This is a genomic window from Bacillota bacterium (assembly GCA_023511455.1).
GTDB lineage: Bacteria > Armatimonadota > HRBIN16 > HRBIN16 > HRBIN16 > HRBIN16.
The window spans coordinates 24899-38720 of sequence record JAIMBJ010000032.1 but is presented as its reverse complement, the minus strand read 5'-3'; the positions used below and the strand labels follow the sequence as shown (position 1 = coordinate 38720).

Here is a 13822-nt window from a genome sequence, read left to right as displayed (position 1 = left end):
GAAAGGTATCGGACCCGTGACGTAACGCACCGTCACCTGTATCTGGTATGTCCCGTTGTGCCCCGCAAGGTTGACAACAGTTCACCTATCCATTCAACCACCACTTTCGAACACCCTTCTGTTGTTGAAGAGGGCCCTGCGAGCCATCCGCTGCGCACCTCTTGCAAAGCAAGGCTCGCGCCCAGCAGCTGACCAGGTTTTCATGTCTAACCGAGAGGCTCGCCCTCCAAAAAAGCAGGCTACAGCCTGTTGCCAACCTATCCGATTCCCCCATCTTGGGGCAGTTTCGGAAACAATTGCGAAGCGCGCTGCGTGGGGACAGGCTCTGATGAACCAACCACCACCCTCAGCTCCACGGAAGCCTCGCCTTGCACCGCTCAGGGCATCCGCTCAGTCATTCCGGACGGTGATATCCGCCTGCTCTACATTCAGTCCCCAGATTTGTATCTGGCGGGGGTCTGTCGGCTCGGCGCAGCGGAACTCGATAACGCGCGGCTCTGCGGGCAGCAGGAACAGGTAGTTATCGCTGACCTGCACCGCGTCCAGGGGGAACACCAGATGCACGAAGTGCGCATAAGCATCCGCGCTGAGCTCGCACTGCCACCGGCAGCCCTCCTCGCCCAGCGGCTTGAACACGGCGCGCACTGTTGCTTTGGGCATCTGCAGGTGCTTCCATTCCGCGAAGAAATGCACGTTGTCGGGGGCAGGCGCACCTCGCTTCACCTGCACCACTAAGAACTCCTTGCGCGTATCCTGCGCAGGAGGCAGCTGCAGGAGCTGCTGCGCGCTGTTGGCAGGCACTTTGACCCGATGCACCTCGTCGGAGAGCGTCTCGCCGTCCAGCCGCATCCGTCGCACGCGCAGTTCGCTGCTCACTTCCTGAAGCGTATCGTTCACGCCCCATAGCGTTACGGAGCCGTCCTCTTCCTGTCGGAAGGTGTACAGCAGCGGTGAGTACGCGCGGGTCACGGTGTGATACGCCCCTTTGGGGTTCAGGTAGTAGTCAATGACGCTCCAGGAGATGCCAGGCCAGCAGTCGTTTAGCTGCCAGAAGAGCGCGCCGCTGCACTCGAACTTGCGCCGGCGGTAGTGCTCGATGCCGAACTTCAGCCCTTCCGCCTGCACCAACTGCGACAGCAGCACGAACTCCTCGATACTGCGCGGCTGCCACACATGTGCCTCGAACAGCTTCTCCTTGCGCGAGGTATCGGGGTCCTTGATGCGGTACAGAAAGCCCTCGCTGTCGTAGAAGAACTGCTCGGGTGGGATGTTGCGTTGCAGGGTGCGCAGGGCGGGCGCACCGTGCATCCCGAACTCGCTGATGAACCGTCCCCTGTCCTCGGCGTAGTGGCGGTACGACACCCCCTCCGGTGTGGGGTTGGCACGCGGTTCCTCCCGGCTCTTGCGCGGGTAGACCATACCTGCCCACACCTGCCAGTTGTGTTTGTCGCCCGCGAGGTCGCTGTTGGCATCGTCTCCGCCCCAGGGGCTGCCCGGCCAATAGAGTCGCGACGGGTCTAACGCCGCGCATACCTGTGGCAGTATCTCGTCGTAGATGCGCTTGCCGAAGAAGGGGAAATCGGGTTCGTTCCAGTGAATCATGCTGTCGATCCACTGGTTCTCGTTGTTACCGCACCACAGGGCGATGCACGGGTGATTACGTAACTGCTTCACCACGATTTCTGCTTCCCGACGCACCTCCTTCACAAAGTCCTCATCATCGTCAGGGTAGGCGGCGCAGCTGAACATGAAGTCCTGCCACACGAGGATGCCCAGCTCATCGCAGGCGTTGTAGAACTCGGGCGACTCGTAGATGCCTCCTCCCCACACGCGCAGCATGTTCATGTTGGCTTCGCGCGCCATCTGCACCAGCCAGCGGTAGCGCTCGGCGGGAATGGAACCAATCAGGTTGTCGGCAGGTATCCAGTCTGCCCCTTTGGCAAACACCTTCACGCCGTTCAACACAAAGGTGAAGTTGGTGGTGTCGGGTTCCCTGCCGGGCGACTGGTCTACCTCGATGGTGCGCACGCCGAAGCGTATCGAGTCCGTGTGGATTACATTCGCGCCGTCCAGCAGCTCTGCTTCCACAGTGTACAGGTGCGGCGTGCCCAGGTCGTGTGTCCACCACAGCTGCGGCGCCTCCATCCACAGGGTGGTCTCCGCCCTCCCATCGACGACGGGAGCAACCACCCGCCAATCCTGCCCGTGGTCGCGCACGAAAAAGGTCACCACCAGCGGACGATTGTTCTCGCCAACGGGTTCTATCTCCGCGCTCAGGCGCACCTGTGCTCCGTTTCCATCAAGCCGCTCGGTGTAGGCAAACAGGTGGGCAATCCGCGCCACCGAGTGCGCCTCCAGCCGCACAGGTCGCCACACGCCCACCGTCACGAAGCGAGGTCCCCAGTCCCAGCCCCAATTCATCTGAGCCTTGCGCAGCCACACTCTCGGCTTGTAGAACGCTGCCCAGTAGCGAGAGACGTCCTTCTTCTCCGCTTCCAGCACCACCGGGTGGAAACAGATGGCAAGCAGGTTCTGCTCGTCAAGCCGCAGGTGCGAAGTCACGTCAAAGCGGTAGGGGGTGAACATATTCTGTGCGAAGCCGACTTTCTCACCGTTCAGGTAGACTTCGGCGAGAGTGTCCAGTCCCTCGAACACCAGGTCGAACCGCTCTCCGCGAAGGTCTGCGGGCACGGTGAAGGTCGTGCGGTACCACCATTCGTAGTCCTCCACCCAGCCGCACGCTTCCGGGTTTTCGTCGTAGTAAGGGTCGGGCAAAACGCCTGCGTGAATGAGTGCGGTGTGTACGTCGCCGGGTACCTGCACGGGTATGGCTTCGCGCTCGTCAAAATCCGCAGTGTGTGCGCTCTGTTGCAACCCTTTGCCCGGCTCAAAGTAAAACAGTTTCCAGGTTCCGTCCAATGAGAACTCCATTGCCAGTACCTCCTGCCGTTCTGTTATACCGAACAAAAGCGGTTTAGTCAAGCTGGAAAAAGCGCGAGGACGAGAAGGCGGGAATAGCCGTGTGTCCATAGACCTCTGGAAGTACCTGTCCAGTCAGCCGGCACGGGGCAATTCGCCAGACCTGGGGTCACTCCGCCCAGAGCATATTTACGGACATAGCCCATGAGGGTCACGAAGGCTGTCATGCTGAACGAAGTGAAGCATCTCGTCGCTCCTCACCCGAAGCAACCCCTTCCGAGAGATTCTTCGCTGATGCTCAGAATGACACGAAAGCTGTCATGCTGAACGAAGTGAAGCATCTCACCGTTCCCCACCCCAAAACCACTGCGCTCATCCAGCCATGAAACCTTCCATTGCGTTCCCCCACTTTTGCTGCAGGCATAGCGGGCACAGACAGCCAATATATGTTTGAGAACTACGTGTGAAGCCTGTACCGAGGGAGGTCGTCTAAACACCCGATGAATTCGTTCTTTCGCTGCTTTGTATTTGCCGGGGTGACCCTCTTTTTGGCACACGCCTGCGTTGCCCAGACCGCTGTGCGTTTCGCCCGCTACCCTGCCCCTTCGCCCGACGGCAAACAGATTGCCTTCTCGTGGCAAGGCGACCTGTGGCTGGTGAGCAACGTGGGAGGCGAAGCAAAGCGTCTGACCGTACACGAGGGTTACGACTACGCCCCTGTCTGGTCGCCCGATGGCAGCAAAATCGCCTTCACTTCCGACCGCTACGGCAACGATGACGTCTTCGTGTTGAACCTGCGCGATGGCGCGATACAACGATTGACATACTGGTCTGGGCGAGACCGCGCGCTGGGCTGGACGCCGGACGGCAAGGCGGTGCTGTTCGAGTCCTCACGGGACTGGGAGCCTTACGGGGCAGAGCCGTGCGTCTACGTCGCGCCGCTGAAAGGCGGTACTCCCCATCGGCTACACAATGCCACCGGCACCCCTGCTGCCCTGTCTCCTGATGGGAGCAGCGTTGCCTTCGTGCGCCGCGAATCCAGCTGGTGGCGCAAAGGATACAGGGGAAGCGCCACTGGCGACATCTGGCTACACGACCTGAAGTCAGATAAGTTCTCCCGGCTCACGCAAACCGACACCCCCGACACCTTCCCGATGTGGTCGCCCGACGGCAAGACGCTATATTTCCTCTCTGAACGGGATGGCACGTACAACCTCTGGTCAATGGACATCGCGAGCAAAGCGGTAAAGCAACTGACCCGCTACAAGGGCGACGGCGTGCGCTTCCCGCAGATAGCGCGCAACGGCAGCCTCATCGCCTACGAGCAGGGAATGGATATCTGCACGCTGGACCCTGCGAACGGTGAAATCAAAGTGCTGACCATCACTGCCCCAGCGGCGGACGTGCGCAAGCCACAGGGCAGCTGGATGCAGGTGCGCGGCGACGTTTCTGAATACGCCATCGCCCCCAACGGCAAGGAGGTGGCGTTCGTGGTGCGGGGAGAGATATTCGTCACCCGTTACCCCGATGGCGGAACCGCACGACGCATCACCGAAACCGTGGAGCCAGAGTACGGGCTTACCTGGTCGCCCGATAGCAAATCGCTGGTCTTCGCCTCCGAGCGCGGCGGCAACACCAGTCTGTACCGCGTGACCTCCGACGACCCGGAGGAGCCGCGCCTGCGACGCACGGCAAAGCTGAAAACTGAGCGATTGACGAACTCTCCTTCACCCGATACTGCCCCCGTCTTCTCACCCGACGGCAAAAAGATTGCCTTCCGCCGCGGCAACGGCAATCTGGTGGTGCTGGAGCTGGAAACGAAGCAGGAGCGCACGCTGCTGCAACACTGGAATCTCGGGCAATTTGTGTGGTCACCAGACAGCCGCTACCTCGCGCTGGAAATGGAAGACAACGAGTATAACTCGGACATCTATATCCTGAACGTTGAGGACGGCAAGATGGTCAACGTCAGCCGTCACCCAAATAACGACACCAATCCCTCGTGGTCGTCAGATGGGCGCGCGCTGGCGTTTCTGTCGCAGCGGGACGGGCGAAACTTCAACATCTGCTACCTGTTCCTGCGCAAGGCGGACGACGAGAAGAGCAAAGCTGACTGGCAGGATGAGGAGGACGCCAAACACGATTCCCCCAAAAAACCCGAAGAGAAACCGAAAGACGCCAAAGAGAAAGAGCCCGTGCAGATAGATTTCGAGGACATCCACGACCGCGTACGGCAGGTCACCCGCTATGTGGGCGGTGTACAGGAACTCGCCCTTTCACCGGATGGCAAGAAAATCGCCTTCCGCAGCAGTTATCAGGGGCAAAGCGACCTGTATGTCATCGACTGGGACGGCAGCAACGAGAGGCGGCTAACCACGGGCGGCACTTCACCCAACGATCTGCGCTGGAGCACCGACGGCAACACCATCACCTTCCTGAGCCGCGGACGCATTTCGCGCATTGCCGCCGCGGGGGGAACGGTACAGGCGACTGACTTCAGCGCACAGATGCGGGTGGACTTCGCTGCCGAACGCGTGTACCTCTTTGACGCCGTGTGGCGCACCATCAACGAGGTGTTCTATGACCCGCAGTTTCACGGCACCGACTGGGCATCCATGCGTCTCAAGTATCGCCCCTACCTGCAACATGTGAGCGAAGACCGCGATTTCAGCGCGGTGGTCTATATGATGCTGGGCGAGCTGAACTCCTCGCATGTGGGCTATACGCCGCGCACCGCCGCAAATCCAGAAGCCACAGAGACAGGAATGCTGGGGGTGGTGTGGTCAAACCGTCGTGACGGCGATGGCTTGCTCATCGAGCGCGTAATCCCCAATACGCCTGCCGCCCGTTCTGATGTAGACCTGAAGCCCGGCGAGCGCATTTTGGCAATCAACGAGCAGCGCATTACTGAAACCACCAGCGTTTGGCAGCTGCTGAACGGCACCATAGGTGAGAAAACCCGCCTGCTGGTGCGCGCAGCCGACGGCACGGAGCGCATGGTGACACTCCGTCCCATTTCTCCTGCGGACTTCCGCCGTGCCCGCTACGACGACTGGGTGAAGCGCAACCGAAAATGGGTGGAAGAACAGTCGGCAGGCGCGCTGGGCTACGTGCATATTCAGGGCATGGGCGAATTAAATGTCTACGAGTTCATCCGCCAGCTGCACGCGGTGGCGGCGGGCAAGAAGGGACTGCTCATCGACGTGCGCTTCAACGGCGGCGGCTGGACCACCGATTACCTGCTGGCGATTCTCATGGCGAAGCGCCATGCCTACACCCTGTCGCGCGGGGGCGAGCCCGGATACCCCCAGGACCGCCTGCCGCTATATGTATGGACGAAGCCCATTGCCGTGCTGTGCAATGAGCGCAGCTTCAGCAACGCCGAAATCTTTACGCACGCGATAAAGACCCTGAAAAGGGGTCCCGTTATCGGAATGCCCACCGCAGGCGGCGTCATCAGCACAGGGCGTCGCACGCTCATCGACGGCAGCTCGGTGGCGACACCCGGACGAGGATGGTTCACCATTGACAGGGGCATCAACATGGAGCGCAACGGGGCGGTACCCGACCACGTGGTGGAGGACATGCCCGAAGACCTTGCAGCAGGTCGTGACCGGCAGCTGGAAAAAGCGGTACAGGTGCTGATGGACATTGTACGAACAGCGCCGCCAGAGTTTCCTCCTCATCCGCCAGTCGCGAAGTAGACATCTAATTAACTTGATTAAACAACGGCGGGCGTGCTATACTGTTACAACACACTTTGACCCGAAGAGGAGGAGACAACGCTGATGGAACGCCCCGGCGCTGTGACCTTTAAGGGACAGCCGTTGACGCTGGTTGGACCCGAGCTGAAACCGGGTGATAAGGCGCCCGAATTCACCATCATCGACCAATCGCTGCAGCCAGCCTCGCTGAAAGATTACGCGGGCAAGGTGATTCTGTTGAGTGTGGTTCCATCGCTGGACACGGGCATCTGCTCCGCGCAGACCAAGCGGTTCAACGAGGAAGCCGCACAGCTACCAGAAGACGTGGTCATCCTGACGGTGAGCATGGATTTGCCCTTTGCGCAGGCACGCTTCTGCGGCGCGGAGAACATCGACCGCGTGAAGGTACTGTCCGACCATCGTGACGCCTCGTTCGCACAGGCGTATGGCACGCTGGTCAAGGAGCTGCGGCTGGAGTCGCGTGCTATCTTCGTCATCGACCGCGACGGCATCATCCACTACGTGGAGTACGTGCCCGAAATCGCCAGCCACCCCAACTACGATGCCGCCCTGCAAGCGGTGAAGAGCCTGCTGTAGTCGCCAGCAAACCCGGCGGACGAATTCCCCCACACCTCTCCGACGAGGGCAGGGACACAGGGACACCCCTCTCCCGAAGCTTTGGGAGAGGGGTCGGGGTGAGGGCGAAACTGCATTCACTTATCTACTCGCAACCGCGCGGCTCAGGTCGACCTGCCAGGCGGGGAACAGACGGGGACGAAAAGGTGTCTCCGCACCGACGACGCCGACGCCCAGGTAGCCCTCAGCAGTCCGCTGGTATTCTTCCACCACCAGCGTCTCTTGATCCACCAGCCAGACCCAAGGTACCTCCGCGCGGCGGTAGGCGTCGAACTTTTCCACGCGGTCGTACGCCGCTGTGCTGGGGGATAGCACCTCCACCACAAGGTCGGGAGTTCCCTCAATGTACCCTTTCGCATCGTGGTACCGGTCAAGATGCTCCTTCGCCAAATACACCGCATCTGGTCCAAGCCAGTCACCTGTTGGAAGCGCAACGTTAATGTCTGCCCATACCTCTCCCAGGTCCCTTTCCCGAACGTGGTTCCACAGCGAAGCTGCCAGTCAAACAACCAGCTGCTGGTGGCGTCCAGAGGGTCTGTTCACCTCGATAGCCTCTCCACAAATATAGTCGTAATAGGGGGGCCCAGGGGGCAGCTGCTCGAACTGCTCCCGGCTCATGCGGATACGCCGAGATTGCGCAACGCTCGCCATGTGCGCTCACTCCTCCGCACACAGTATACCACAGGCGGAACAGGAATCCATTCTGCAACTGCGGAATCGACGGAGTGGCATGAAAGCGACGTCCAACAGGTCCCTGCTTCGCGAACTGCTGCCAGTGGGCATCCCGCTGGTAGCCATCGGCATGGGGTGCTTCTTCGGATTGAGTGCAGCAGGGCTGTTTGACCTCGACGAAGGACTGTATGCCACCGCCGCGCGGCAGACGGTGGAGTCGGGTGACTGGCTGGTACCTCGCGTGGGCACAGGCGTCTTCTTCGACAAACCTCCCCTCACCTACTGGCTACAGGCATTGTGCATGAAGATATTCGGCTTCACGCCACTGGCGGCACGCCTGCCTTCCGCTCTGGCAGCAACCCTGACCGCATGGCTCTTGTGGCAGTGGGCGAAACGTCGGGAACTGCACCGTGTCGGCTGGCTGGCACTTGTCATTTATCCCCTGTGCCCACTGACGATGGGATTAGCGCGGCAGGCGATTATGGACAGCCTGCTCACTTTGTGGTTGACGCTGGCTGTAGTCGGATGGATCGAAGGTTACACCGGAGACCGCCGATGGTACCTTCTGACGGCAGCGGGCGCAGGGCTGGCGACCATGACCAAAGGCTTCATCGGGCTGCTTCTGCCGGGCGCGGCGATGGTGCTGTGGATTTTGCTGCGGCGAGATTGGGGAGAACTGAAACGCATCCCGTGGTTACCCGCTCTGGGGCTGTACCTGCTCATTGTGCTGCCCTGGCACGTGGCGGTCTGGCAGGCGACCGGGCAACAGTTCGTCGACGAGTATATCGTTCGACACCATATCCTCCGCTTTCTGGGCAGAGAGTTCGGGCACGTCGCGCCGTTCTGGTTCTACATCCCCGTGCTGGTGGCAGGCATGTATCCCTGGAGCGCGTTCGTGCCCATCATCGGCTGGCAGGCGATAAGCGGCTGGCGTTGCGAGCGGGAGAAACTCTGCTGCGCATGGGCGATGTGGGCGTTCTGGGCGCTGGTGGTTATCGTCTTCTTCTCTCTCAGCAAATCCAAGCTGCCAGGCTACGTGCTGCCAGCAGTGCCTGCGTTGTGCCTTTTAGCGGCGGTGCGTTTACAGTCCCTGTGGACGGTAAAGCGGGGACTGCGCGCAGGCGAAGCCGCGCTGGTGGGGTTCACTGGCATCGTGCTGGGGGCGGCGTTCGCGCTGGTGGGCGCGGTCGGCTGGCAGTGGCGCGGCGTTGAAACGGCTATGCTGATGGGCAAGCCTGTCCCGCCGGATGTGGTGCAGGCGGTTTCGCACATGGCGCCCTTCGCGCTCATACTGAGCACGCTGTTCGTGTTAAGCGTTATCTTCCTGGCGTGGCGATGGGCACACACCCCGCGCGTGGTGGGCACTGCGGCGCTCTTCGGAATGTTGTTCGCCTTTTTGGCAGGGCATGACGGCTTGCCCCGCTGGGACGCTTACGACATTGCGCCACTACATCGGCTGGCACGTTCGCTGATACCCGTGCTGCAACAGGGAAAGGTCGTCATGGTGTACGCCTTCGAACCCAGCCGTCCCAGCCTGCGATTCGTGATGGGACATCCGTCACAGGTGCACACTCCGGGCACGCCGCAAGACCTGCGCCAGCTGGTGCTGCGTTATAACGGCGGCTTCATCCTCGCCCACAAAAACACTCCTCTCCCCGCCGACCTGCCCTGCCGCCCTGTGCGCGAGCGGGAAGACGGACGGTGGGTGGTCTACCAATGCGTGCCATCCGCCGAATAGTGATTGCACCCACTGCCTTCAAGGGCAGTTTAGACCCCGTCGCGGCGGCAGAAGCGATGGAGCGCGGAGTGCGGCGCGTCCTGCCGGATGCGCAGACCATACTGCAACCCCTTGCAGACGGCGGGGACGGGATGCTGCAGTGTCTGGCATACGCGGGTGTCTGTACACAACACCACCACACGGTCTCTGACGCTTTGGGACGACCGCACGCCGCGCCATACGGCATCAGCGAAGACGGCGGCACGGGCTACATCGAGATGGCGCAAATCTGCGGGCTGGCGCAGCTGCAGGAAAGGGAACGGAACCCTCTGGTAACCACCACCTTCGGCGTCGGAGAGATGATTGCGCACCTGCTGGGTCTGGGCGTGCGACATCTGGTCATCGGGCTGGGCGGCAGTGCCACCAACGAGGGCGGGGCGGGCGCGCTGACCGCATTGGGCTGGCAGCTTCTTGACCGCGCGGGGCAGGCGGTTCCCGCAGGCAATGTCGGGCTTGCCAGACTGCATCGGCTAGTGCCTGCGCCGCCCACCCACGGCGACGTTGCGGTGACGCTGGCGGCGGATGTGCGCAACCCGCTGTTGGGCAAGCGGGGAGCCACTGCCGTCTTCGCCCCACAGAAAGGCGCGCGTCCCGAACAGCTGCCCGAACTGGAACGCAATCTGCGCCGCTGGGCGAGAGCCGTGCACCGCGCCGTTGGCAAGCGGCTTTCGCGGATACCGGGCGCAGGGGCAGCGGGCGGACTGGCGTTCGGGTTGCTGGCGCATTTTCCACAGGCGCAACTCGTCTCGGGAGCCGAGCTGGTGATGCAGCAGGTCGGATTCTACAATGCGCTACCTACTGCAGACCTTGTGTTGACCGGCGAAGGACGCCTCGATGCCAGCACCCTGCACGGCAAACTGGTGTTTCGGGTGCTCCGCGCAGCATGGCGAGCGCACGTGCCAGTGGCTGTGGTTTGTGGCGAATTCGCCGGTGACCTTGCCCGGCTGAGGCGATTCGGAACGATTGCCTGCGAGGCGCTGGTCTCGGAAGGAACTAGCCGGGAAGAGGCGATGCGGAGGTCGGCGCATCTCACTGAAGAAAAAACGGCGAAACTGTTGATGTACGGGTAACGTCCATTATTTAGCCGAACGTGCAGGAAAGTTGCATCTTCCGCACGAAGAGGTATAATACAAACAACCTGTTCATTTTACGAGGAGGTGTTTCGCATGAAACGAGCATGGTTGACGTTCGCAGCGGCAGTGGTGCTGGCGGTCTGGACGGTGCCCGCATTTGCGCAGTGGGGCGGGGAAACTCAGGGCAACAACCTCCGCGTGCGCATCGGCGCGTTCTTCCCCAGCAAGTCCATCTCGCGCGATGAAGCCAACACCTGGTTCGGTGCCGGCGTGGATTACGTACTGCAGCGAGACGTTGTAGTAAGTGAAGGGTACGGGGCAGACTTCGGCGTCAGCCTCGACTACTACGGCTCCGGAGATGTTTACAATGTGCCTGTCTTGCTCAACTACTGGGGCAAGATCGGCGGCGGATTGAACTACGTGGCAGGTGTTGGTGTTGGCTTCTCCAAGCGACCCGTGAGCGGCGACACCAAAACAGGATTCGCATACACGGTTGGTGTCGGCTATGACCTCGCATTCGGCGAGGGCATGGGCACCCAGCTCTTCGTCGAAGTGCGCTATAACGGTCTGACGGGCACCGACAACGAGCACAACGGCTTCGCCGTCTACCTTGGCGCGAAGTTCTAGACTCCGGCGTGCGTGGCTTTACAACGGCGGGGATCGCCCCCGCCGTTGTTTTTTGCCCTCGTCGGATGCTACAATAATATGGAAACCTCGCAGGCAGGATGGCGAACATGTGGCAAATAGAGTACCCCCGACGTAAGACCCGCCCGGTGCGTGTGGGCGTGGTCACCATTGGCGGTGGGCATCCCGTCGCGGTGCAATCCATGATTACGGCGGAGACATGGGATGTGCAGCGTGCAGCAGAACAGGTGATGCAGCTGTGGGACGCGGGCGCAGAAATCGTGCGTATCACCGCACCCAACTTGCGGGAGGCACACTGCATCGGCGAAATCCGCAATATTCTCATCCAGAAAGGCTACCGTGTGCCGCTGGTGGCGGATGTGCATCATCAGGGCACAGATATTGCTGTGGCAGTTGCGCCATACGTGGACAAGATTCGCATCAACCCAGGACTCTTCGTTTACCGCAAGCCGCGCGGTCGCGCCGACGACTACACGCCAGAAGAGCACGCACAGGAACGGCAAGCCATCGAAGAGGCGTTGGTTCCCGTCATCGAGGCGTGCAAAAAGCATGGCATCGCCATGCGCATTGGGGTCAATCACGGCAGCCTCAGTGAGCGGATGCTGGTTACCTACGGCGACACCCCAGAAGGCATGGTGCAGTCGGCGATGGAATATATTGAGATTTGCGAGAAGTACGACTTCCGCGATATCGTCATCTCGATGAAAGCCAGCCGCGTGCCCATCATGCTGGCGGCAAACCGTCTGCTGGCGAAGCGGCTGGACGAGACCGGGCGCGACTATCCCATTCACCTGGGCGTGACGGAAGCAGGCGACGGAACCTACGCCCGAATCAAAAGCACGGCAGGCATCGCCACGCTGCTGGCGGAAGGCATCGGCGACACCATACGGGTATCTCTGGCGGAAGACCCTGTGAATGAAATCCCTGTCTGCTACGACATCCTGCAGGCGATGGGCCTGCGAAAGACGCAGGTGGAGTATATCGCCTGTCCCTCCTGTGGACGTACCAAGTTTGACCTTCCTACCGTTCTCAATCAGGTTCGTAATGCCACCAAACATCTCAAGGGGCTGGATATTGCCGTGATGGGCTGTATCGTGAACGGGCCCGGCGAGATGGCAGATGCGGACTACGGTTATGTGGGACGGGCTGCGGGCAAAATCGCGCTGTATCGTGGACGTCAGCTGGTGAAAGATAACATCCCTCAGGAGCGCGGCGTGGAGGAGCTGATTAACCTGCTCAAGCAGGATGGCAGATGGACGGAACCCTAATCCACTATGACCCGATGCACCCTCGCCGAGAGCAAGGTGGTTACCTCATGCGGTGTGGTGTCCAGCCAGCCGGCGATGTCGTTCACGGTGACTTCTTCCCCACCCTGCCGGCCGATGAGGGTGACCACCTCGCCGATTTCGGCACCGGTGTCGGTGGCGTCTACCATCATCTGGTCCATGCACACTCGCCCGATCACAGGTACACGCCTGCCTCGCAGCAGCACCTGTGCCCGATTGCCCAGCGCGCGCACATAGCCATCGCCGTAACCAACAGGCAAGGTTGCCACGAGCGTTTCCCTTCGCGCCACAAAGGTGGCTCCATAGCCCACTGCTGTTCCGGCAGGGATACGGCGCAGGGCGGTTACACGGGTATGCAGTGAAAGCGCAGGTCGTAATCCCAGCTCCGCCGACCTGTAACCCGAAGGGGCAACACCATATACCAGCAATCCGCACCGCACCATGTCTGCAGCTGCCTCTGGCACGTTCAGCACCGCTGCACTGGCTGCCGCATGGCGTATCAATGGTCTGCCCAATCGCTGCGAAACCTCTTCGGCAGTGCGCTCGAACAGGTTCCATTGCGAGCGGGTCAGGTCGGCATCGGAGTCGGCGCAGGGGAAATGGGTGGCGATGCCTGTTAAGCGCACGTGCGGCATGCCCTCTATCGCCTGGGCTACCTGCGCGGCGCGTTCGGGAGAGACGCCGAAACGGCTCATGCCCACGTCTACCTTCAGGTGAACCTCCAGATTCTGCCCGCGCCTGCAAGCCTCTTGCGAGAGACGACGCACGAAGTCCACATCTTGCACCAGACAGACAACCTGCGTTGAAAGGACCGCCTCCACCTCCTCGGGCAGCACCGGGCTGAGCAGGTAAATCGGTGCGGTGATGCCCGCATCGCGCAGTCCGCTTGCCTCTGCCGTTGCCGCCACACCAAAGGCGTCCACACCAAACTGCTGTAGCACTGGAGCAAGGAGCGCAGCTCCATGTCCGTATGCGTTGGCTTTCACCACCGCCATGATGCGCGTGCCCGGCGGGAGATGCTTACGGAGCCACTCGATGTTATGAGCCAGCGCGGAACGACGGATGACGGCAGTGGTTCGCGGGCAAAGAGGCAGATGCTCTGTTTCCATC

10 protein-coding genes are annotated in these 13822 nt (G+C 61.0%); 6 read left to right on the top strand and 4 right to left on the bottom strand.

All coding sequences use genetic code 11. The annotated features are described in order from the left end of the window. Positions 1-390: 390 nt before the first annotated feature. Positions 391-2931: a glycoside hydrolase family 2 protein gene (locus K6U75_14140; protein MCL6476179.1), complete on the bottom strand. Its 2541-nt coding sequence runs from the start codon at positions 2929-2931 to the stop codon at positions 391-393. A gap of 488 nt (positions 2932-3419) precedes the next feature. On the opposite strand from K6U75_14140, the gene K6U75_14135 reads away from it, so the two are divergent. Together K6U75_14135 and tpx are read left to right on the top strand one after the other, a co-directional pair. Further along, positions 3420-6623 carry a DPP IV N-terminal domain-containing protein gene (locus tag K6U75_14135; protein ID MCL6476178.1) on the top strand — a complete coding sequence of 1068 codons (3204 nt, stop codon included), beginning with the start codon at positions 3420-3422 and terminating at the stop codon, positions 6621-6623. 84 nt (positions 6624-6707) lie between these two features. Next, the gene (tpx, locus tag K6U75_14130; protein ID MCL6476177.1) at positions 6708-7220 is read left to right on the top strand and encodes a thiol peroxidase; all 513 of its coding nucleotides are present in this window, start codon (positions 6708-6710) and stop codon (positions 7218-7220) included. Between the two features lie 120 nt (positions 7221-7340). Here the strand turns inward: tpx and K6U75_14125 are convergent, their stop codons facing one another. Continuing rightward, positions 7341-7760 (bottom strand): Uma2 family endonuclease, encoded by a 420-nt coding sequence (locus K6U75_14125; protein ID MCL6476176.1) that lies wholly within the window; start codon positions 7758-7760, stop codon positions 7341-7343. Beyond that, positions 7761-7910 (bottom strand): hypothetical protein, encoded by a 150-nt coding sequence (locus K6U75_14120; protein MCL6476175.1) that lies wholly within the window; start codon positions 7908-7910, stop codon positions 7761-7763. It abuts the gene before it with no gap. 79 nt (positions 7911-7989) lie between these two features. On the opposite strand from K6U75_14120, the gene K6U75_14115 reads away from it, so the two are divergent. From K6U75_14115 to ispG, 4 genes are all read left to right on the top strand, one after another. Further along, positions 7990-9669, top strand: a complete 1680-nt coding sequence (locus tag K6U75_14115; protein ID MCL6476174.1) for a glycosyltransferase family 39 protein — start codon at positions 7990-7992, stop codon at positions 9667-9669. Further along, positions 9648-10778, top strand: coding sequence for a glycerate kinase (locus K6U75_14110; protein ID MCL6476173.1), 1131 nt, complete (start codon positions 9648-9650; stop codon positions 10776-10778). The genes K6U75_14115 and K6U75_14110 overlap by 22 nt, the downstream gene beginning before the upstream one ends. Positions 10779-10874: 96 nt before the next feature. Continuing rightward, positions 10875-11408 carry a hypothetical protein gene (locus K6U75_14105; GenBank protein ID MCL6476172.1) on the top strand — a complete coding sequence of 178 codons (534 nt, stop codon included), beginning with the start codon at positions 10875-10877 and terminating at the stop codon, positions 11406-11408. Between the two features lie 98 nt (positions 11409-11506). Next, entirely contained in the window at positions 11507-12694 is a 1188-nt protein-coding gene (gene ispG, locus K6U75_14100) for a (E)-4-hydroxy-3-methylbut-2-enyl-diphosphate synthase (protein MCL6476171.1), read from the top strand. On the opposite strand, the gene alr is transcribed toward ispG, so the two are convergent. After that, positions 12691-13821 carry an alanine racemase gene (alr, locus tag K6U75_14095; protein MCL6476170.1) on the bottom strand — a complete coding sequence of 377 codons (1131 nt, stop codon included), beginning with the start codon at positions 13819-13821 and terminating at the stop codon, positions 12691-12693. The genes ispG and alr overlap by 4 nt on opposite strands. Position 13822: the final 1 nt, after the last annotated feature.

What these genes read in the sequence shown, in the direction of transcription:
- alr (MCL6476170.1), bottom strand. Translation starts at nt 13,821, where the DNA reads ATGGAAACAGAGCATCTGCCTCTTTGCCCGCGAACCACTGCCGTCATC.
- tpx (MCL6476177.1), top strand. Translation starts at nt 6,708, where the DNA reads ATGGAACGCCCCGGCGCTGTGACCTTTAAGGGACAGCCGTTGACGCTG.
- K6U75_14135 (MCL6476178.1), top strand. Translation starts at nt 3,420, where the DNA reads ATGAATTCGTTCTTTCGCTGCTTTGTATTTGCCGGGGTGACCCTCTTT.
- ispG (MCL6476171.1), top strand. Translation starts at nt 11,507, where the DNA reads ATGGCGAACATGTGGCAAATAGAGTACCCCCGACGTAAGACCCGCCCG.
- K6U75_14110 (MCL6476173.1), top strand. Translation starts at nt 9,648, where the DNA reads ATGCGTGCCATCCGCCGAATAGTGATTGCACCCACTGCCTTCAAGGGC.
- K6U75_14140 (MCL6476179.1), bottom strand. Translation starts at nt 2,931, where the DNA reads ATGGAGTTCTCATTGGACGGAACCTGGAAACTGTTTTACTTTGAGCCG.
- K6U75_14105 (MCL6476172.1), top strand. Translation starts at nt 10,875, where the DNA reads ATGAAACGAGCATGGTTGACGTTCGCAGCGGCAGTGGTGCTGGCGGTC.
- K6U75_14115 (MCL6476174.1), top strand. Translation starts at nt 7,990, where the DNA reads ATGAAAGCGACGTCCAACAGGTCCCTGCTTCGCGAACTGCTGCCAGTG.
- K6U75_14120 (MCL6476175.1), bottom strand. Translation starts at nt 7,910, where the DNA reads ATGGCGAGCGTTGCGCAATCTCGGCGTATCCGCATGAGCCGGGAGCAG.